Source organism: Burkholderia pyrrocinia (assembly GCF_018417535.1).
GTDB lineage: Bacteria > Pseudomonadota > Gammaproteobacteria > Burkholderiales > Burkholderiaceae > Burkholderia > Burkholderia pyrrocinia_E.
Map to the genome: position 1 here is coordinate 2,991,955 of NZ_CP070978.1, position 19,670 is coordinate 3,011,624.

At 68.5% G+C, this 19,670-nt stretch carries 19 protein-coding genes; 8 read left to right on the forward strand and 11 right to left on the reverse strand.

The genetic code is table 11. The annotated features are described in order from the left end of the window. Positions 1 to 30 precede the first annotated feature (30 nt). The 4 genes from JYG32_RS39745 to JYG32_RS31570 all read right to left on the reverse strand — a co-directional run bounded on the left by JYG32_RS39745 (position 31) and on the right by JYG32_RS31570 (position 2,192). The gene (locus tag JYG32_RS39745; RefSeq protein ID WP_433960867.1) at positions 31 to 195 is read right to left on the reverse strand and encodes a hypothetical protein; all 165 of its coding nucleotides are present in this window, start codon (positions 193 to 195) and stop codon (positions 31 to 33) included. 55 nt (positions 196 to 250) lie between these two features. Further along, positions 251 to 832: an HD domain-containing protein gene (locus JYG32_RS31560; protein WP_213266214.1), complete on the reverse strand. Its 582-nt coding sequence runs from the start codon at positions 830 to 832 to the stop codon at positions 251 to 253. 79 nt (positions 833 to 911) lie between these two features. Next, complete coding sequence (locus JYG32_RS31565; RefSeq protein WP_213266215.1) at positions 912 to 1,469, reverse strand: helix-turn-helix domain-containing protein; 558 nt, start codon at positions 1,467 to 1,469, stop codon at positions 912 to 914. A gap of 84 nt (positions 1,470 to 1,553) precedes the next feature. Then, on the reverse strand, positions 1,554 to 2,192 hold the full coding sequence (locus JYG32_RS31570) for a hypothetical protein (protein ID WP_213266216.1): 639 nt from the start codon (positions 2,190 to 2,192) through the stop codon (positions 1,554 to 1,556). 359 nt (positions 2,193 to 2,551) lie between these two features. On the opposite strand from JYG32_RS31570, the gene JYG32_RS31575 reads away from it, so the two are divergent. The 3 genes from JYG32_RS31575 (at position 2,552) to JYG32_RS31585 (ending at position 5,610) form a co-directional block, all read left to right on the forward strand. Beyond that, on the forward strand, positions 2,552 to 3,955 hold the full coding sequence (locus tag JYG32_RS31575; protein ID WP_213266217.1) for an HdeD family acid-resistance protein: 1,404 nt from the start codon (positions 2,552 to 2,554) through the stop codon (positions 3,953 to 3,955). A gap of 98 nt (positions 3,956 to 4,053) precedes the next feature. After that, positions 4,054 to 4,632 (forward strand): hypothetical protein, encoded by a 579-nt coding sequence (locus JYG32_RS31580; RefSeq protein ID WP_213266218.1) that lies wholly within the window; start codon positions 4,054 to 4,056, stop codon positions 4,630 to 4,632. Positions 4,633 to 4,878: 246 nt separating this feature from the next. Continuing rightward, positions 4,879 to 5,610, forward strand: coding sequence for a ribonuclease T2 (locus JYG32_RS31585; protein ID WP_213266219.1), 732 nt, complete (start codon positions 4,879 to 4,881; stop codon positions 5,608 to 5,610). Positions 5,611 to 5,698: 88 nt separating this feature from the next. On the opposite strand, the gene JYG32_RS31590 is transcribed toward JYG32_RS31585, so the two are convergent. Together JYG32_RS31590 and JYG32_RS31595 are read right to left on the reverse strand one after the other, a co-directional pair. Further along, on the reverse strand, positions 5,699 to 6,604 hold the full coding sequence (locus JYG32_RS31590) for a metal-dependent hydrolase (RefSeq protein WP_213267520.1): 906 nt from the start codon (positions 6,602 to 6,604) through the stop codon (positions 5,699 to 5,701). Further along, positions 6,562 to 9,249 carry a fatty acid desaturase gene (locus JYG32_RS31595; protein WP_213266220.1) on the reverse strand — a complete coding sequence of 896 codons (2,688 nt, stop codon included), beginning with the start codon at positions 9,247 to 9,249 and terminating at the stop codon, positions 6,562 to 6,564. Before JYG32_RS31595 ends, JYG32_RS31590 begins: the two co-directional genes overlap by 43 nt. Positions 9,250 to 9,310: 61 nt before the next feature. On the opposite strand from JYG32_RS31595, the gene JYG32_RS31600 reads away from it, so the two are divergent. Beyond that, positions 9,311 to 10,021, forward strand: a complete 711-nt coding sequence (locus JYG32_RS31600; protein ID WP_174381388.1) for a hypothetical protein — start codon at positions 9,311 to 9,313, stop codon at positions 10,019 to 10,021. Positions 10,022 to 10,031: 10 nt separating this feature from the next. Continuing rightward, a complete protein-coding gene (locus JYG32_RS31605) occupies positions 10,032 to 11,147 on the forward strand; it encodes a hypothetical protein (protein WP_174381387.1) in 1,116 nt (371 codons plus the stop codon). Between the two features lie 16 nt (positions 11,148 to 11,163). Here the strand turns inward: JYG32_RS31605 and JYG32_RS31610 are convergent, their stop codons facing one another. Both JYG32_RS31610 and JYG32_RS31615 read right to left on the reverse strand, forming a co-directional pair. Continuing rightward, the gene (locus tag JYG32_RS31610) at positions 11,164 to 12,057 is read right to left on the reverse strand and encodes a hypothetical protein (protein ID WP_213266221.1); all 894 of its coding nucleotides are present in this window, start codon (positions 12,055 to 12,057) and stop codon (positions 11,164 to 11,166) included. After that, positions 12,054 to 12,941 carry a metal-dependent hydrolase gene (locus JYG32_RS31615; protein ID WP_213266222.1) on the reverse strand — a complete coding sequence of 296 codons (888 nt, stop codon included), beginning with the start codon at positions 12,939 to 12,941 and terminating at the stop codon, positions 12,054 to 12,056. The genes JYG32_RS31610 and JYG32_RS31615 overlap by 4 nt, the downstream gene beginning before the upstream one ends. 95 nt (positions 12,942 to 13,036) lie before the next feature. Here JYG32_RS31615 and JYG32_RS31620 point away from each other — a divergent pair, with 95 nt between their 5' ends. From JYG32_RS31620 to JYG32_RS31630, 3 genes are read left to right on the forward strand one after another with little or no spacing between them, the layout of a single operon-like run. Beyond that, a complete protein-coding gene (locus JYG32_RS31620; RefSeq protein WP_213266223.1) occupies positions 13,037 to 13,975 on the forward strand; it encodes a fatty acid desaturase in 939 nt (312 codons plus the stop codon). Continuing rightward, positions 13,975 to 15,573 carry a GH3 family domain-containing protein gene (locus JYG32_RS31625; protein WP_213266224.1) on the forward strand — a complete coding sequence of 533 codons (1,599 nt, stop codon included), beginning with the start codon at positions 13,975 to 13,977 and terminating at the stop codon, positions 15,571 to 15,573. The genes JYG32_RS31620 and JYG32_RS31625 overlap by 1 nt, the downstream gene beginning before the upstream one ends. Positions 15,574 to 15,577: 4 nt before the next feature. Continuing rightward, positions 15,578 to 16,714: an aromatic ring-hydroxylating oxygenase subunit alpha gene (locus tag JYG32_RS31630; protein WP_249744794.1), complete on the forward strand. Its 1,137-nt coding sequence runs from the start codon at positions 15,578 to 15,580 to the stop codon at positions 16,712 to 16,714. A gap of 33 nt (positions 16,715 to 16,747) precedes the next feature. On the opposite strand, the gene JYG32_RS31635 is transcribed toward JYG32_RS31630, so the two are convergent. The 3 genes from JYG32_RS31635 to JYG32_RS31645 form a co-directional block, all read right to left on the reverse strand. Continuing rightward, positions 16,748 to 17,701, reverse strand: coding sequence for a fatty acid desaturase family protein (locus JYG32_RS31635; protein WP_213266226.1), 954 nt, complete (start codon positions 17,699 to 17,701; stop codon positions 16,748 to 16,750). Positions 17,702 to 17,900: 199 nt separating this feature from the next. Beyond that, complete coding sequence (locus tag JYG32_RS31640) at positions 17,901 to 18,491, reverse strand: cysteine hydrolase family protein (protein WP_213266227.1); 591 nt, start codon at positions 18,489 to 18,491, stop codon at positions 17,901 to 17,903. Between the two features lie 237 nt (positions 18,492 to 18,728). Next, complete coding sequence (locus JYG32_RS31645) at positions 18,729 to 19,643, reverse strand: glutaminase (RefSeq protein ID WP_174381380.1); 915 nt, start codon at positions 19,641 to 19,643, stop codon at positions 18,729 to 18,731. Positions 19,644 to 19,670 lie beyond the last annotated feature (27 nt).

The window sequence follows — 19,670 nt, forward strand, 5'->3', positions numbered from 1 at the left end:
GAGGGCCCGCAGCGCGTGCTGCGGCCCGTGTTACCGCTGTGCGGCGACGATTGCCATCATCGGCCGGTCGTGTTCCTCGTCGAGCGCGGGCATTGAATCGACCTGATCCGGCGCGCCGTCGAGGCTGTGAACCGAGCGGACCAGGCGGCTGTAGCCTTGGAAGAAGGCCGGGTCGTCGTAGATGTTCCGCGTCATGCGGCGAGCCTCGTGCGAGCAGGGCGCGCGGTGCCGCGCGCCCGATCTCGCGAGCTTACGCGCGCTGCCCGCCCGCATCGATCCTGCGTTGCGTATCCGCGTCCACGATATCGCGGATCGCACTGAACAGCGGCGCGGCATCGGTATAGCGCCGGCCGTAGCCGAGATTGAACGCGTAGTCGAAATCGGGCGGATTGCTGCCCTGGTTGTGCTGCAGGATCGTCTCGAGTTTGTCGAGCGCTTTCGCCGCGCGCGCTTCCGGCGACGCGGCTGCTTCGTATTCATCCCACAGCGCGACGATCTCGTCGCGCAGCGTGCGATCGAGCGACGCCGTCAGGGTCAGCAGGTCGTCGCGTTCGTGCGCGCTTTTGTCCGGGTGTGCGGCCTGCTCGATCGCGGGGATGTCGCCGTGCAGCGCCTCGCCGAGATCGTGGACGACGCACAGCTTCAGCAGCTTCAGCGTATCGATGCCGGGCAGCGCGTCGGCGAACACGAGCGCCATCAGGCACAGCCGCCAGCTATGCTCGGCCGTGCTTTCCGCGCGCCCGGCCGACGTGTGGCCGCTGCGCAGCACGTCCTTCAGGCGTTCGGCTTCGCGCAGGAAATCGAGCCGCGCGTGGATCGTGTCGGGGGTCATGGTCGGAGTCCTTGCGATGGGCCATCAAGCGTAAGGCGGCCGGGCGCAGTTCGTCCACGCATGAAATATGCGCGGCGTGCTACAGCGTTTCCACGAGCCGCGCGGCCGAACCGTCCGACAGCGTCATCCGCGTCCACCGGCACCTGCTGCCGCGGATCGGCACGACGCGCGACGCATTCGCGCCGGTGTCGAATTCGACGCTCGGCGGCCCCGCGCGGTCGTGCCAGCCGAGCGTGTCGAGCGCGGCTTCCATGCGGACGATCTCCGGCGTCGCGTAGCGCCACAGCGATGTGCCGAGCAGCATCGGCAGCGGCTGCGAGAATTCGGCCGCACGCGCCGGCGAACTGGCGAGCAGGCGGTGCGTGAGGTCGCACACGAGATGCATGCGGCCCGCGCTGCCCGCGATGAGGCGCGCGAGCGCGTGGTCGCCCGCGGAATCGAGGCGCGCGGCGAGCAGCCGCTCGGCCGTCGTGCGCTCGTCGGGCGACATCTGCTGCAGGCCGGCTTCCCAGCGGGAGATCGTCGATTGCCCGACGCCGAACAGTTCGGCCGCGTGGCTTTGCTTCACGCGGTGCAGCGCGCGCCAGCGCTTGAGCTGCGGGCCGAGCGGTGGCGTGTGAAGCGGTGAGGCGGTCATGGCGATGCTCCGGTTGCGGTCGTTGTGTGCGCTCGCGTGTCGCGGGCCGCTGCCACCGGTGCTGCAGGGGCGACGCGCGCGCCGTTACATGATCCGGAGGCCGCCGTTTGCCTGGATCGCAATCGCCGCGAACGGCACGAGCACGATGCCGCCGAGCACGAGCACGCCGTCGGCGGCAACCGTGATCGGCGTGGCGAGAATCCGCAGACCCATGCCGACCACGGATGGCGATTCCCTGATGTACACCGAATACGGCCGGTTGAACGGCTGCGCGGGCCCGTTGTCCTTCGCGGCGAAGCCTTCCGTCGAATAGCGCTTGCCGTCGATGTCGCCTTCGAGCACGAGACCGGCCGGCGCGCTCGTGAATCCGTCGGCGGTGGCTGCCTGTCGATCGTCTTCCGACGCGACCTTCGGCAACAGGATCCGGTAGTGGCCGGTGATGCTGCCGCCGCTCGCATGAAAGCCGGCGAACGTCGTGCGCAGCGATTTCCGGTAGCCGGACTGCAGTACCGGCCGCAATTGGGCCGGCAGATCGACGATGTAGTGGTAGCGCGTGCCGAGGACGACCAGCCTCTTGCCGTCCTCGGTAATCATGAATCCGGACACCTCTTCGCTGTAGGCGTCGTCCTTGTACAGCTTCGGCGTGAAACAGCCCGACAGCGCGAGGCTGCTCGCGGCCACGCCGGCGGCCAGCAGGCGCCGGCGCGTGATCGATACGTTCATTGTTTGTCGTCCCGTCTGGTGCGGTGCAGTGGCTTTCGCCCTCGGAGCGGGGATTCTGGCGCATTCGCCGCCCGTTGTCGAACGGGAAATCTGCCATGGCAGCGTTGTCGATCGCGCCGCATCCGGCGGCGCACCGGGATCCCCGGGCCTGCCGAAAACGTTTTCGGCAGGCTTTCAACCGACTCCGTCATATCTTATTATTCGGCCAGAGCGGCGCGTGCCGGCCGCCATCGGTCATGTCGACGGCATGACGCGCCGGCACCGATTGCCGCTTTCCGACCGGCGCGTGGCACGACGCACGGTCGACATGACAGGAAACGCGTGGCCGCGCGTATCCAGAAAAATGACACGAGGGCGCGATGGTACGACTGGTCTTGCTGCTGCTGGGCATCGAATATCTGCGAACCCGCTGGCGCGGGCTGACCGTGCTCGGCTGGCTGTGGGTCGTCGCGGGTGCCGTCATCTTCGTCGACGCGCTCGACGGTGCGCTGCATTTCCCGATCGAGCTGTTTGCGTGGCTGTTCCTGATCGAGGGGCTCGCGACGCTCGCGGTGGCCGGCAGCGGCGTCGGCGGGCAGCGCATCCTGCGCTACGTGAAGGGCATCGTCGTCGTGGTGGCCGCGGGGCTCGTGTTCGCCGGGCATCACCACGGCCACTTCCTGCTGTCGATGATCTTCGGCACGCTGTTCCTCGTCGACGGGCTGCTGCAATGCACGTCCGCATGGATGGTGCGCTACCGCCGCTGGAACGTCGCGTTCGCGTGGGGTGTTGTCGAGATTCTGCTGGCGATCTTCTTCTTCCAGCCGTACCCGACGCACTACGTGGGCACCGTGCCGTACTGCCTCGGCCTGCTGCTGATATTTGGCGGGATGCACATGCTGAGCCTCGCCGCACGCGTGCGGCGGCTCACGCGCAATCCCGCGTTCGCGACGTCGCCCGCGCCGGCGCTCGCGCCGGATCTCGACGATGCGCGCGACCGGCCGCATTTCGCGCAAAGCGAATGGGACGGCCCGCCGGCCGACGGCGAGCGCGCGCTCACCGTGCACGTGTGGACGCCGACCGGCACGTCGAAGGCCGAAGCGCAGCGCTATCCGGTGATCGACCGCTATATCGCGGCGGTGGACGTCAACGGTGTGATCTCGACCGGGCACGCGGCGCTGGAGTCGCCTGAGGGCATCTATATCAGCCTGTATCCGGGTGTCGAAATCGATCGTTCTCCGGACGAATTCACGCGCATTCTGCGTGCGACGCGCGAGAACGATGTCCCGGGCCTGTTCCAGCCCGACTACGCGACCGAGTCGAAGGCGTGGTGCCCGTCGACCGTGCGCGTGCGGATCCGCAACTACGATCCGGCGAAGCTGGATGCATTCTGGTCGGCATACCGGCAGAACGTGACGTACAACCTCACGCACCGCAACTGCTCGAGCACCGTGTCGAACGCGCTCGAAGCCGCGCTCGACGGCGCGGTGTGGCGGCTGAAGGGCGCGCGGGCCGGGTGGGGCGCGTTCGTCCGGCTGCTGCTCACGCCCGAGCTGTGGGTTGCCGCGCAGATCCGCAAGCGCGCGGTGACGATGGCGTGGACGCCCGGGCTCACGCTTGACTATGCGCGCGCGCTCAGCATGCTCGCCGACCCGCGGCCGTTCGCGTGGTGGAAGGTCGCGCGCTCGGCGGTGAAGGCGATCATGACGTCGCGCCGCGCGTGGCGCGAGCAGGACAGCGCGGCGCTGTCGCCCGGCGGATCGGAGGCTGCGTCGACGAAGTGATCGCGTGGCGCCGGACGAGGGCCCGGCGCCGCAGGGGCTGCTACCGTGCGGCCCGGCGAGATTGCCCGCGACAAGAACCCCCATACGGTCGAACAACAATGAACAAGACGAGCGCTTTCCGCATCCTGATTCCCGCTGCGCTGGCGCTGGCAAGCGCCGGCTTCGCGCATGCGGCCGAAGACGAAGTGCCGCGCATGAGCAACGACGTGTACCGGACCTCGGTGTCGTTCTGCTCGAATGTCGCAGCCGACGAGAAGATCGAGTGCCAGGGCGACATGATCGCCGCGGGCAGCCGGATCGTTGCGGCGATCGGCGGGCTGCCGCCGGCGTTCGCCACGTCGATCGACGAAGGCGCGCGCAGCAAGCTGCCGGCGGCCGAGCGCGACGGGCTCGCGCCGGTCGAGGCGGGCGCGATCGACAAGGACGACGACGTGGCCGGCCTCGCCGGCATGGTGCACCTGTGCGACGTGTACGAATCCGAGCCGGCGTCGCGCGCGCGGCATCACGCGGCGCTGAAGCAGCAGGCGCCGGGCGCTGCGCCGCGCGTCGAGGCGTTGCTGGCCGATTCGTCGACGGCGGCGCGCCGGCGCGTCAGCGTCGGCGTGTGGCAGATCCTCGTGCTCGAAGGCCCCGAATCGGCCGCGCGTGCGTGCACGCAGCTGGGTGCCGGATCGTGAGCGACGGCGTGCCGCCGGGAACGCGGCACGCATCGGCCGTGCGCGGTATCGGGCGGGGCGCGGTATGAGCGCCCGCGCCTGCGGTTCGCGACGATTTCGCGCGGCGCGACGGCGCGTGGCCGTGCCACCGCACATAATTCGGCCACCTTCACATTCGTGCCACGTTGCGGCAGCAACAATCCCGGGCAGACATTCGACAATCTTGCGGCGCATCCCGCGACCGCAAGCCTTTTCCGAGGAAACGCCATGCTCAAGACGCTCGCCCGCGCCGCTGCCGCACTCGCCGTCGCTTCCGCTTCACTGCACGCCACCGCGCAGACCAGCTACGACTACCTGTTGCTCGCCGCCTCGTGGGAGCCCGGCTTCTGCGCGTCGCACGACACGCCCGAATGCACGAACCTCGCCGGCTCGTATGCGGCGACGAGCCTGTCGCTGCATGGCCTGTGGCCGAACCGATATGACGGCAACCAGCCGTTCTACTGCGGCGTGCCGCAGAGCGACGTCGATCTCGACAACGCGCACCAGTGGTGCAGCATGGACGCCTACCCGATCAGCAGCGCGACCCGCAACACGCTGTCGACGTACATGCCGGGCGTCGCGTCGTGCCTCGACAAGCACGAATGGTTCAAGCACGGCACCTGCTCGAATTCGGCGTCGCCCGATGCGTACTGGAACCAGGCGTCCGGCATGATCAGCCGGCTCGGCAACACGTCGTTCAATGCATACCTGCAGGCGAACGCGGGCAACACGGTCACGCGTAACCAGTTGCTGTCCGCGTTCGAAGGCGCGTTCGGCAGCAATACGCGCAGCGCGGTGTCGCTGAAGTGCACGAAGACCAATGGCGTCAGCTATTTCACCGAAGCGTGGATCGCGGTGAAGACGAATGCGACCACGCAGTTCCCGAGCGCCGCGTCGCTCGTGACGGACGGCAATACGCAGGGCACGTGCCCGACGTCGGGCGTGTATATCGCGAAGTAACGCGGGGTTCGCCGGTCGGCAGCGGCATGCCGGCCGGCGTGTGCCGAACTGTTCCGGCATGCATGGCGACGGCTGCCGCCCCGGGATCTCAGACCCGTTCCTCGAGTGCTCGACGTGCGGTTCGCAGCACCTCGCCGCTGTCGATCCGGTCAGGGTGAAACCGCGGCGCGAACCAGAACAGCCAGGCTGGCAGGATCCGCGTGAAGATGCCCGGATGCACGAACAGCCACCATTGCAGGCGCGCCCATTCGCGCAGATTGCTGCGCTGCCGATCAGCGGCGGCGAGGCGGTACATGAAATAGGTTAGATCGAAGACGAAATACACCGAGACCGCCAGCATGGCGCCGCAGCGAATCAGGTAGCACCTGAGCGATCGCGGCTCGATGGCGGCAAGCACGTCGAATGCGACCGCCTTGTGTTCGGTTTCCTCGATCGCATGCCATCTCCAGATCGCTGCCATTCGCGGATCCGCCCCGTCGAGCACCTCCGAGTGCCGCAACAGTTGGTGGGCCAGGATCGCCGTGAAGTGTTCGAGACAGGCCGTCGACGCGAGACGCGTGATGGCCGGCATGGCCGACAGGCTGTTTTGCTGGCGGCGCCGGATCAGCGCTTCGAGTTGTTCGACCGGGGCGCCTTGTGCGACGAGACGGTCGTTGTAGCGCCGGTGTTCGCGAATATGCGTGGCTTCCTGGTGGATGAATCCTGCGACGTCTTCAGCGAGCGGCGTATCGCGGGGAATCCTGTCACGAAAATGGCTGACGCTGTCGATGAAAAACCGTTCGCCGAGCGGGAACATGATCGAGAACGCATCGAAGAAGCGCGTGACGTGACACCGGCCGCGATACCAGTATCGCGGGATGGTGTCGTCGAGCGGGAAACGCAGGTCGCGTTGCGGGATCGGGGGCGAGGCACGCATCGCATCGGGCGTGCGCGAACGCCGGAAGGGAAATTTCATGTCGACTCGGTTGCCGGGCGTGTCAGGTGCTGGCTCCATCGAATGCCGGGCTGCTCCAGATAGCGGTACGAGAGTGAGGCAATCAGCGCGATCGCGCTCAGCGACCCGATGCCGGCCAGCGCCAGTTGCGACCCTCCGACGGACGCGAATCCCCCGGCGCGCCACAGTATTTCGTAGGTGACGAGCAGGACCGGAAGGTGGCAGAGATAGATCGAATACGCTCGTTCGCCCACCCAGCACATCGCGACGCTGAACCGGCCTGGGCGCGGCACGCCGCGTCGATGGTTGCCGGCCGCTTCCAGCCAGACGAGGCCGGCGGCAGCCAGCGCGATGACGGCAATGGGTGCGCGTGCCGAGATGAGCGGGGCGCAGACGAGGATTGCCAGCAGCGCGATCCTGGCCGGCGACATGAGGCTTCGGACGGCGAGCATGGCCGCAAGGCGACGAGATGCCTGCGTTCGGTGGAACGCATACACGCCTGCGCCGAGCACAAGCGCGTCGACACGCAGGAACCAGCGCAGATCGAGCGCATGATAGGACAGGGTATTGAGCAGTGCGACACCCGTCAGCGAGACGATGAGCAACGTGCGCAGCCGCACCACGAGCAACGCAGTCGCGAGCACGACGTAGAACTGTTCTTCGAGCGACAGGCTCCAGTAGATCGCCGTCAACTGCGGCAATCCGCATTGCACCGCGGCGCCGCTCGCATGGCACCCGGCCCAGAAGAGGTTGGCGTAGCCGAACGCACCGGCGGCCGTTGCGCGCAGTTGTGCGGCCGTGTCGAGGCGGCCGAACGCCGTCAGCGTGAAGCCGAGTGCGATGCCGATGGCGAGCCACGTCCAGGCGGCGGGCAGCAACCGGCCAATTCGCCTGATCCAGAACGCGCGCCATGTGGCGCCATCGATGCGATCGGTTGCGCGTCCGGCCAGCAGCGAGCGGCTGATCACGAACCCCGATATCGCGAAGAAGAGATCGACCCCGCCCCAGAGCGACAGCTTGTCGACCGCGGCACCGGCATCGGGTAGCGCCAGCAGATAGTGCTGGATCAGAACGAGCAGGATGGCGACACCGCGCAGCACCTGAATGCCAGGCATCCTCGGTAATGCCGCCGCATGGCCTGGCGGCAGGTCGGGCGATGCTTGGTGTTCCGCGTATCGACTGGATGAAATATCGGCGTCTGCAGCTCGGGTGCCCGTATCGGGTTGCTCGAAGGCCGCGGCACGCCGTTCGGCGACCGGGCGCCCGCGCCAGAGCAGCGCGACGAGTTCGCGCGACTCCAGTCGGCGTTCGTTGCTACCCACCGCCTCCGGCAACGCATGCCACGGAATCGACGGATTGCGGTGATGCTGCAGATGCAGATTGATGTGGTATGGCCACACGAGCACGCGGCCGATCCATCCGGTTCGCCATGAATACGTCCAGTCGCTCCAGCCCGGCGTTGCATCGGGCCCGCCGCTGTGCTCGGCCATGCTGCGAATCTTTTGCAGCAGCACCGACAGCGTGAGCAGCGGCACGAACCACAGCGCCGCGACCAGCAGAATCGTTCGCGCGGAACAGGCCCACACGAGCAGTGCGACGATCGCCACCCATACCGCCGCCGCCGCATGAAACGGCCGCCCGAGCCGCACGGGCGGCGCGCCGGCGCGTCGAAACGCGGCCATGTTGCGCACCATGTTCAGCACGAACAGATCGCCGAGCAGTTGCCGCGCGAGCGCGAGCGCGTCGAGCGGCCGGAACCGCCATGGCTGGCCGTGATAGAGAAACCGACGCTCGGGGTCTTGCGCGGTGCCGAGATGCCGGTGATGCGCGAGATGCAGCGGCCGGTAGAACTCGACGGGCACGAGCCCCGGTACGCCGATCGCGAGGTTGATCAGGAAGTCATTGAGGCCACGGCCACGCGCAAGGTGATAGTGCGCCGCGTCGTGATACAGGATGAACAGTGCATGCTGTCGGGTCGCGACGACGAGCGCCGCAAGCGCGGTCAGGTACCACGCATCGAGCGCGATCGCGACACGCAGCGCGACGACGATGCACGCCCATTCGATCAGCAGCGCGGCTGTCGTACGCAGATTCGCTCGCAGCCGCAACAGTGCGATCGTCAACGCGCCCGCAGTGAGGCCGACCGTACCGCCCGCTGCGACATCCGCCACCCGATGCTGGCCGGTGGTCAGCACCGTCGCCGCCAGCAGCGCGCTCCACGCGACGAACAGCAGGGCCGGCCGCTTGCGCAGCGCGAGCAGCACGCTCGCGATCGCGACGGGCAGTGCGATGTGCCCGCTCGGCGACGCGGCCAGCGGCGTATCGAGCCGCTGCAGCCACGCGATCCAGCCGGTATCGGCGGTGGGCCACACGATCGCGGTGGGGTGAAGCAGATGGCTTGTCAGGCAGAGCCCGGCCGCGAGCGCGCCGGCGAAGAACGCCGGCAGCAGCCACGCGCGGCCGCGCCCGAGCCACACGAGCGCGGGCATCACGAACAGGTAGGTCAGGTAGAGCGGCACGGTGCCGGGCAGCACGGGAATCGCCTGATCGAGCGCGCTCGCCGGAATGATCTCGACCGGGCCGAGCGGCCGGTGTGTGACGAAGCGATAGAGCATGCCCGTCACGATCAGGTAGGCGACGAGCACGAACCATGGCCGGGCGATCGGCGCGACGTTCGCATCCTGGCGGGAAAGGACCTGGGACATGGTGGGAGCGGGCGGATGACCGGCTATCATAGCAAGGTGTTCAGCCTTGCAGGAGTGCCCGATGGAGTTGCGCGCCACCGCCGTCGACCGTGCGGCCTTGCGCCCGGACGACATCGACCGGATGTTCTCGTTGTATGCGGCGTCCTATTGCGACACGGGGCGCGCGCAGTTCGACCGCGATCTCGGCGACAAGACGCACTGCATCGTGCTGCGCGACGGCGGCGGTGCAATCCAGGGCTTCTCGACGCTCAAGCAGTACGAGACCCGCTGGCGCGACGCGTCGATTCGCGTGATCTTTTCCGGCGACACGATCATCGATCCCGCGCACTGGGGCACGCAGCATCTCGCATTCGCGTGGATCCGTCATGCGGGCGACGTGTGGCGGCAGGCGCCTGCGGTGCCGCTGTACTGGTTCCTCATCTGCAAGGGGCATCGCACATACCGCTACCTGCGCGCGTTCGCGCGCGATTACGCGCCGCGCGCGGGCGGCACAAGCGCATCGGCCACGCAGGACCTGATGGACCATCTGGCCGCCGACCGCTACGGGCGTGCCTACGACCCTGCGACAGGCATCCTGTCGTTCGACACACCGCAAGGCCGGCTGACACCCACGCTCGCGGAGGTGCCGGCCGCGCACCAGCGGCTCGCCGACGTCGATTATTTCCTGGCGCGCAACCCCGGGTATGCGCGCGGCGACGAGCTTGTGTGTCTGTGCGAGCTGTCGGCGGCGAACCTGCGGCCGCTGGCGCGCCGGCTGTTCGACGGCGCGTGAGCCGGCACGCATGCAGATTCGTCTCGCGCAGCCGGCCGACAACGCGCGCATCCTCGATTTCCAGACCCGCCATGCGATGCAGGGCAGCCTGCCGTTGCGTTTCGACCGGGCACCCGACTACTTCGCACTGCACCGTTGCCACGCGTCCGCCCACGAAGTGTGGCTCGCGGAGGACGAGCAGGCGGCGCTGAAGGGGATCGCGAGCCTCGTCGTGCGCGACGGCTATCTCGGCGAACGCGTGCAGCCCGTCGCCTATCTCGGCGATCTGCGGCTGATGCCCGACCGCCGGCTGTCGCGCGGATGGACGGACGCGGTGCGCGAGCGTTTCGCCGCCTTGCGGCGCGAGGCGGGCGTGCATCACGCGTATTGCTGCATGATTCGAGACAACCGGCTCGCGATGCAATCGCTCGCGCGATCGCGGCGCGAGCACCGGTTGCGCTTCGCGCATTGGCACGGCTACGAGAACGTGTCGATCTACGCGCAACGCGGCCTGTCGTCCGCCGTGCGCTTGCCGCCCGGCGTGCGGATCGTCAATGCACAGCCGCATCACGCCGACGCATTGCGCGCCTTGCTCGACGCCGAGTCGCGCCGCCAGCCGTTCGGCTGCGTGTTCTCCGACGCGGAATTCGCGCGCCGGCTCGATACGTGGCCCGCGTTCGGCATCGATTCGTTCCTGCTGGCGCTCGACGCGCGCGACAACCTGCTCGGCTGCGTCGCGCCGTGGGATGCCGGCGACATCAAGCGGATCGTGCTGGAACGCCTGCCGTTGCCGCTGAATGCGATCCGCGTCGCGTTCAACGCGCTGGCGCCCGCGTTGCGCCGCCCGCGCATCGCGGGGCCCGGCGAACCGTTGCGCGACGTCTACCTGACGCACCTGCAGGTGCGCGGCCGCGATCCGGCCGTGTTCGCGGCGCTGCTCGACGCCGCGTGGGCGCGCGTGCGCGATCGCCATGCGCTGCTGCAGCTTTGCCTGTACGACGCCGATCCGTTGTGGCCGGCGCTCGCGCGCTATCGTGCGGCGCGTACGCCGATGGACCTTTATACGCTGTCGACCGGCGAGCCGACCGAGCCGATCGACGGGCTGCTGGCCGGCCGCGTGCCGGGCTTCGAAATCTATCTGGTCTGACGACGGGCGGTGCGGCTCACGCCGGCCGCGTGACGTGCAGCAGGTCGGCAACGGCGAGCCAGAAGCGCCCCGCGTCGAAGCCGAGCCCGCCGAGCACGGGCTGGCCGTGATCGAGCCGAGGCAGGCAGATCTGCGGTTTGCCCGGCATCACCTGGTGTTCGAGATAGAACTGCCCGTCGTGCGCGCAGCCTGGGCGATGGCCGTTCAGCCGCGCGTGATGCGAATCGAAGCGCGTGGACGCTTCGACGGACCAGCTCACCGCATGCACGAGATGCAGGTCGCGCGGCAGCGCCGCGAGCATCGCGCCGACGCGCGGATCGCGCCGGCTGCTGATGTCGCGCGTCCCGCCGTCCGCCCAGCGCGTGCGCAGCAGGCGGTGCGCGATGCGGTCGGGCCACGGCGCGGCCGCGTGCGGCGGCAGGCCATGACGGAAGATCGTATCGACGATCGACGACGGGCCGATCGGCGGCTGCACGAGCGCGATGCCCGCACAACGCTTCGCTAACACCGGATCGCCGACGAGCGCGGCGAGCGTATCGATGCCGCCCTTGCTATGCGCGAGCGCGACGAATTCGCCGCCGGCCGGCAGATGCGCACGCAGGTACACGCCGATATGCGCGCCCTGATCGACCACGCCGCGAGCGGAGCGCACGGGCACCATCAGCACGCGGTAGCCGGCCGCGCCGAGCGTCTGCCGCGCGCTGCGATTGCAGCCGGGCAGCCATTCGGAGTACAGCCCGGCGACGAGCACGATCGTCGTCGTCAGCGGCAGGCGGGCGGTGCGTTGCATCCAGCCGTCGATGAACGCGTCGGTCCGGTCGAGCGCCGCGTCGGCCCGTGCGAACGGCGTCGCCGGATAGTGGCGGCGCCAGTCGTCGAACCCGTCGGGCGTCCACGGCGCGCGCATCATGCGTGCGATTCCGGTTCGCGTTCGGCTGCGGCCAGATACGGTTCGAGGGTGGCACGCGCGGCACGCAGCGCCGCGTCGCTGTCGATGCGATCGGGATGGAAGCGCGGCGAGAACCAGAACAGCCACAGCGGCATCACGCGCGTGAAGATGCCCGGCGCGACGAACAGCCAGCGCAGCAGTTGCAGCCAGCCGCGCACGTTCCGCGTCTGCCCGTCGATCGCGACGAGGCGATGCACGAAAAAGACCAGGTCGATCACGAAGTAGACCGAGATCCCGAGCATCGCCGCACAGCGCACGACATAGCGCCGCACCGCGTTCGGCATGGCCGCCGCGAACACGTCGAACGCGACGGTCTTGTGCTCGGTTTCCTCGATCGCATGCCAGCGCCACACGGCCGCCATTGTCGGATCGGCGCCGTCGAGGATCGCCGGGTCGCTCAGCAGGCGGTGCGCGAGGATCGTCGTATAGTGTTCGAGGCACGCGGTCAGCGCGAGCCGCGTGACGGGCGACACCTGGCGCGCGGCGTTGCGCTGGCGCTTTTCGAGCAGCGCTTCGAGCGCGTCGACCGGCACGCGTTGCGACGCGAGGCGCGCGTTGTAGAGCCGGTGCACGCGGATATGCGACGCTTCCTGCCGCACGAACGCATCGACCTCGGCCGCCAGCGACGCATCGTCGCCGATGCGGTCGCGAAACGGTCGCACGCTTTCGATGAAGAAGCGCTCGCCGAGCGGGAACATCACGGAAAACGCGTCGAAAAAGCGCGTGACATGGCACAGGCCGCGATACCAATGGCGCGGAATGCGTTCGTCGATGTCGAAGCGCACGGCGCGCGCCGGCATCCGCGACGCGGCGGGGGAGGTGTCGGTGGAGCGACCCGGGCGCATGCTAGTTCGGCCTCGTTCCGCGCGCGGCCCGGGCCGTTACCGGCGGCTGACGCATCTGTTGTATCCTCCCGTGCAAACAACCGCCATTCCGAGCCATGAACCGACCGAGCGCGCAAGCCGCTGCGGCACAGACCCGACGTTACGATCGCGCGAACCTGCTGGTGCTCGCGCTGCAGAGCATCGTGTGGGCCGGCACGCTCACGTGGCTCTCGCATACGGGTGCCGGCGCGATCAAGTGGCTCGTGCTCGTGCCGTTCTGCCTCGTGATGCAGGGCGTGTTCTCGATGATGCACGAAACCTTTCACGGGTTCGGGCATCGCCGGCCGATCGCGAATTATATGATGATGTGGTGGGCTTCCACGATGTTCGGTTCGGCCGCGACACTCATTCACGTGAACCATCTCGGCCATCACGTGCGCAACCGCACGCGCGCCGAGCGCGCGGATTTCGCGACGGCGGACGAATCGCTGCTGCGCAAGCGCATCGAATACTACGCGGCGATCCTCGGTGGCATCTGGCTCGGCAGTGTCGTCGGCAGCTTCGTGCTCGCGCTGGTGCCCGGCCGCACGATTCAGCGGCTCGCCGCGCGCGGCGACGACAACACCTATGCGGCCGCCTTCAAGGAATTCACGACGGCCGACTTCCGCCGCATCCGCTACGAAACGCTCGCCGCTGTCGGCGCGTGGCTGCTGGCCGGCTGGCTGCTCGACTGGTCGGTGTCGGCGGTACTGATCGCGTACGTCGCGTTCGCGTTCTCGTGGTCGTCGCTGCAATGGGTGTACCACATGCGCACGCCGCTTGATGTCGTCGAAGGCACGTACAACATGCGTGCACCGACGCCCGTGCGCTGGCTGCTGCTGAACTTCAACTACAACCTGACGCACCATCGCCGCCCCGCGCTGCGCTGGCAGGACATGCACGCCGCGTCGGACCTGCGCGAGACGCGGCCGTTGTGGTACGGCTGGCTCACGATCTTCGTGGCGCCGCGCCGGCTGCCCGACGATCTCGCGCAACTCGACAAGACCTATTTCTGATGGACGCCACCGCCCGCAGCCCGGCCGACGCATGGCGCGCGTTCGCGCGCGCCGCGCAGCCGGACGTCGACCGCTGGCTGGCCGGCCTCGATGCGCCGGGCGATGCGCAGGCGCGGCGGCTGATGGCGCTGCTCGCCGCGAACCGCGACACGGCGTTCGGGCGCCGGTTCGGATTCGACCGGATCGACAGCCCCGCGCAGTTCCGCGAGCGCGTGCCCGTACATACGGCCGCCGACTTCCTGCCGTGGCTCGATCGCGTATCGCACGAACGGGAACCGGTGCTGACCGCCGAGCGCCCGGTGTTCCTCGAACGGACGAGCGGCAGCACCGCGCGCCAGAAGCTGATTCCGTATACGCCCGCGTTCCTGCGCGAACTGCAGGCTGCGATGATCGTGTGGCTGGCCGACATGTATCGCGGGTGTCCGGCGCTCGGCGAAGGGCGCGCGTACTGGTCGATGTCGCCGTCGCTGCAGGCGCCCGGCGTCGCGCCGAACGGCATTCCGGTCGGCTCGGCGAGCGATCTCGATTATCTCGGCGACAGCAGCGCGGCTGCGCTCGCGTCGACGCTGCTCGTGCCGCCGCTGACCGGCGATGCGTCGACGTGGCGGCGCGAGACGTTGCGCACGCTGGTCGCCGACGAAGCGCTCGCGTTCATCAGCGTGTGGAGCCCGACGTTCCTGACGAGCGTGCTGCGTCCGCTGTTCGATCGCGACGATGCCGACGGCGCGCGCGATCTCGCGTGGGTCGAAGCATCGTTGCCGGCCGACCGTCGCGCGGCACTGCACCGCACGATCGCGGACGGCGATTGCCGCGCGCTGTGGCCGCGTCTGGCCGCCGTGAGCTGCTGGCTGGACGGCCCCAGCAAGCATTACGCCGATGCGTTGCGCGTGCGGTTCCCGAGCGTGCAATGGCTGCCGAAGGGGCTGTTCGCGACCGAAGGCGTCGCCAGCATTCCGTTCGGCGAGGGTGACGGCTGCCCGCTGGCGATCGATAGCCACTACCTTGAATTCGTGCGCGGCGATGGCAGCGTGTGCGACGTCGAAGGGCTGCGGCCCGGCGACGACGCACAGGTGCTGCTGACCACGGGCGGAGGGTTGTATCGCCATGCGCTCGGCGATCGCGTTCGCGTGGTCGGGATGACCGCGCGCACACCGCGCATTGCGTTCGTCGGGCGTGCGGCGGCGAGCGTCGATCTCGTCGGCGAAAAGCTCGACGAGCCGATCGCGGCCGCTGCACTGAACCGGGCGCGCGGGCAACACGGCGAAGTCGGTGCGTGCATCGTGCCGTGCGCCGCGCGGGAAGGGCTGCCGCACTACGTGCTGTGCGTCGCCGGAGACATCGGCGGTGACGAAGCCGACGCGATGCGCGCCGCCGTCGAAGCCGAGCTGGCGCAGGCGTTCCATTACGCGCATGCGCGCCGCATCGGCCAGCTCGGCACGCTGCGCGTGCGCTGGCTGGCCCGCTCGCCGGCGCGGCTCGGCGACCTGTTGCAGCAGGCGGCCGAACGGGCCGGCATTCGCGCGGGCGACGTGAAGCCGTGCGCGCTCGTGACGCGGCTGCCGATGGCCGATGCGCTGCTCGCGATGACGGATGAATGACCCAATGAACGACATGATCGAACCACGCGGATGCGGGCAGGATTGCCCGTCGCGCGACGCGGCGCACGCGCTTGAACCTGCGCTGCCCGCCAACGGCCTGCACGAGCAATGGTTCGTCGCGTGCACCGAACGCGAACTCCCGCGCGACAAGCCGCTCGGTGTCCGGATTCTCGACACCGGCATCGTGCTGTTCCGGCAGCGCGACGGTCGGATTGCCGCGCTGATCGATCAATGCGTGCATCGCGGTACGCGCCTGTCGGCCGGCAAGGTCGACGGCGACGCGCTCGTCTGCCCGTATCACGGCTGGCGCTACGACGGGGAAGGGCAGGTCGTCCATGTGCCGAGCATCGACGGCACGCGGCCGACGGGCACGCCCGGCCGCTATCCGTTCCGGCAGCGCACGCTGCCCGTGCAATTGCTCGACGGGCTCGTTTGGGTGTACCTCGGCGCAGGCGATTCGTCGGCGCGCGCGATATTCCGGATGCCGTTCCGCGACGTCGTGCCGTGGCAATCGTACTTCATGGTCAACACGTTCGACGGCGACATCGCGATGCTCGCGCAGAACTTCATGGACGTGCCGCATACGGTGTTCGTGCATGACGGGATCTTCCGCAGCAGCCGCGGCCAGGCGATGGAAGCGACGGTCGCGGCGACGCCGGACAGCGTCGCCGTCACCTACCACGACGGCGACGACAAGATCGGTTTCTGCGTCGACTGGCTCACGAACCCCGATCGGGTGTCGCTCGCGCACGTCGACCGCTTCATCGCGCCGAACGTGACGCGCTGCGACTACCTGTGGGGCGAGCGTTCCGGGTTCCTGATCGTCAGCCAGATCACGCCGATCGATGCGCGCCGCTCGCGCGTCTACACGTACATCGCGTATCGCTTCAGGCTGCCGCGCTGGGTGCTGCGCGCGCTGCGGCCGCTGCTGAACCTGTACACGCACCTCGTGATCCAGCAGGACGTGCGGATCATGCGCGCGCACCGGCAGGGCCTCGACAACGCGCCGGGATTCCGCCCGCACAACGTGCGCGCCGACATCGTGCATGTCGCGATCGACCGGCTGCTCGACGCGGTGAAGCGCGGCGAGCCGCTGCCGGCCGAGCAGTGCGGCGAGAAGGTAATGCGGTTCGAGCTGTAGGCGCGGCAGGCGATGTCGCGCCGGGAAGGGCGTCTAGCGCTCGGTGCCGGCCACATCGGACCTGGGCGGCGCGAACGCGTTGCCGTCCGTCAGATAGCGGTGCACGGCCGGCAGATGCTCGAGCGCGAGCGCCGGATATGCGTGATGCACCTGGTGATAGCCGATGTTGCGCGGGTACAGCACGAGCTTGCCGATCCAGCCGAACGTCATCGTGCGCGTCATCCGCCAGATCGATTCCGGTGAACGTTCGCCGATCTCGACGTGGTCATGTTCGAGCAGCACGCGGTTCGCGTTCATGATGCCGCCGACGATCCATGGCAGTCCGTAGTAAGTGAAGAACGGCAGATCCCAGTGCAGGACGGCGGCGATCGCGAGCAGATAGCCCGCGCAGTGCGGCAGGTCGGCCCGCGCGCAGGCGATGACTTCGGGGTGACGACGCAGATCCTGGCGCGAGCGGTCCTGCATGAAGCCGCGCGCATACCACGGCCGGAACGCCGGCCACGCGAGCGCGAGCGGCGCCATCAGCGCGCGCAGCGGCCACCAGGCCGGCAGCAGCGCGCCGCGCAGCATCATCGCGCGTCGCACCCAGCCGCCGCGCGCGGCCAGCCGGTGCAGGTACGGATCTTCGGCGGTGCCGACCGCGCGATGATGGCGCAGGTGGTGATAGCGCATCGCGGCGATCGATGAGCCGATGGTCCAGCCGGCGAGCGCGTCGACGAGCGCGAGCGGCAGTGTCATGCGCCGCGCGGGAATATGGCACGCGTCGTGCAGGATCACGCCGAAGGCCTGCAGCCGGCCCGCGATCAGCAGCCCGGCCGCGACGTAGACGAACGGATTCGGCACGAAGCGGATTGCAGCCCAGCACAGCAGGATGCCGAGCCAGTCGACGCACGCATAGCGGACGAGCCGCCACGGCCGCGCGCCGGCCGCGAACGGCAGCGTACGGTTCAGTTCGGCAGGTGTTGGCAGCGCGGATGGGGTGGGCATTCGGTGGTGTCGGGCGCGTCGTTGAAGGCGCGCATGCAGGCGTATCGGTCGGGAATATACACCGGTTTCGCGCAACGAGCGGCCGTGCGGGCAGCCGACGCGATCCATTCCGCGCGCAGGGCTTGTCGAGCTGGCGGGAATCGGCAGCGCCCGGTAAGCCGTCATTCTGCGGGCGGTTCCGGGCGATGCTGCCAGTCTGTTACCCGAGCAGCCGCAGCGCATCCGCGAGCGACAGCACCGTCGTGCGCGATTCGAAGGCGGTCGAGAACAGATGCTCGTGGACCACCGGGTCCGGGTCGTAGCAGCATTCCTTGACCGTATACAGGCGGAAGTCCGCGTCGCTCGCATGGGCGATCGACGACAGCATCACGCCGGTCGACGCGATGCCGACCATGATCAGAGAATCGACGCCTTGCGCGACCAGCCGTGCCTGCAGATCGGTGCCGAAGAACACGCTCGCGCGGTGCGCGACGATCAGCGGTTCGTCGGGCTGCCGCGCCAGCTCCGGCGACGGGCCGTCGTCGACGAACAGGCCAAGCTGCTTGATGCCTTGCCCGTTCTTGTTGCGCGGGCTGACTTCCGGATAGCCGGGGCTGAACCGGAGGTTCGCGAACCAGACGCCGACGCCGCCGGCTCGCGCCGCGTCGCACAGCCGGCGTGTATTGGCGAGCAACGCGGGCGCGACCGACGGAAAGAGTCCGAGGATGTCGGTCTGGTAATGCATGACGAGCAGCGCAGTTTGCGACGGCACGATGGCCGTTGCGTGATCCGATGTGTTTTGCTGATTCATTATTGACGGCCCTCGATCGTTGTTGGTTTTACCGCTGCTTTTCTCCGTATCGGCGCATTCCCGCCGGCTGTCGTTGCAGACGACGAATGCGTGCATCAGCATAGCAGCGGTCGCGCGAGTCCCAGGTACCTGGTCGGCCCGTCGTGCGTGACCGGGCTCGCCGAACCATCGCGTTACAGCTCGGGCGGCACCTGGAGCGTCTTGCTCCGCCACCTGCACAAGCCGGCTTTGCGCGCGTCAGAAAATCGACCGCCCCGTATACGTCGTCAACCACTCCAGCGCCAGCGTCCCCGCCAGCGAGTTCCCGTTCGCATCGAGCCCCGGCGCCCACACGCACACGGCCATCTCGCCGGGCAGCACCGCGACGATCCCGCCGCCGACGCCGCTCTTCGCGGGCAGCCCGACGCGATACACGAAATCGCCGGCCGCATCGTAGGTGCCGCAGGTCAGCATCAGCGCCGACAGGCGCTTCGCGGAACTCGAATCGACGATGCGCTCGCCGGTCACCGGCGCGACGCCGCCGTTCGCGAGGAACAGCGCGGCGCGCGCCAGCTCGACGCAGTTCATCGTGATCGCGCACTGGCGGCAATACGCATCGATCACCGTGTCGGGCGGCATCTGCATGTTGCCGAAGCTCGCCATGAAGTGCGCCATCGCGCGGTTGCGCTCCGCGTGCTGCAGCTCCGACAGCGCGACGCGCGAATCGTAGTCGATATCGGTCGCGCCGATCAGCCGCCGCACGAATTCGACGAGCGCCGTCTCGGCCTTCACGAAGCGGCGGCACAGCACGTCGGTGACGACCAGCGCGCCGGCATTGATGAACGGATTGCGCGGCTTGCCGCGCTCGCTTTCGAGCTGCACCAGCGAATTGAACGCGGTGCCGGACGGCTCGCGGCCGACCCGATCCCACAGCGCATCGCCCAGCATCTGGAACGCGAGCGTGCACGCGAACAGCTTCGAGATGCTCTGGATCGAGAAGCGCTCGTCCGCATCGCCGACCGTGTAAACGTTTCCGTCGAGCGTCACGACGGCCATCCCGAACTTGTCGGCAGGGACTCTCGCGAGTTCGGGAATATAGTCGGCGACCCGTCCCTGGCCAATCCAGGGGGCGAGTTCGGTGTGGATGCGTTCGAGGATCGTCTGGTAATTCATCAGTCAGGCAGGGTAGATGCGTGGCCC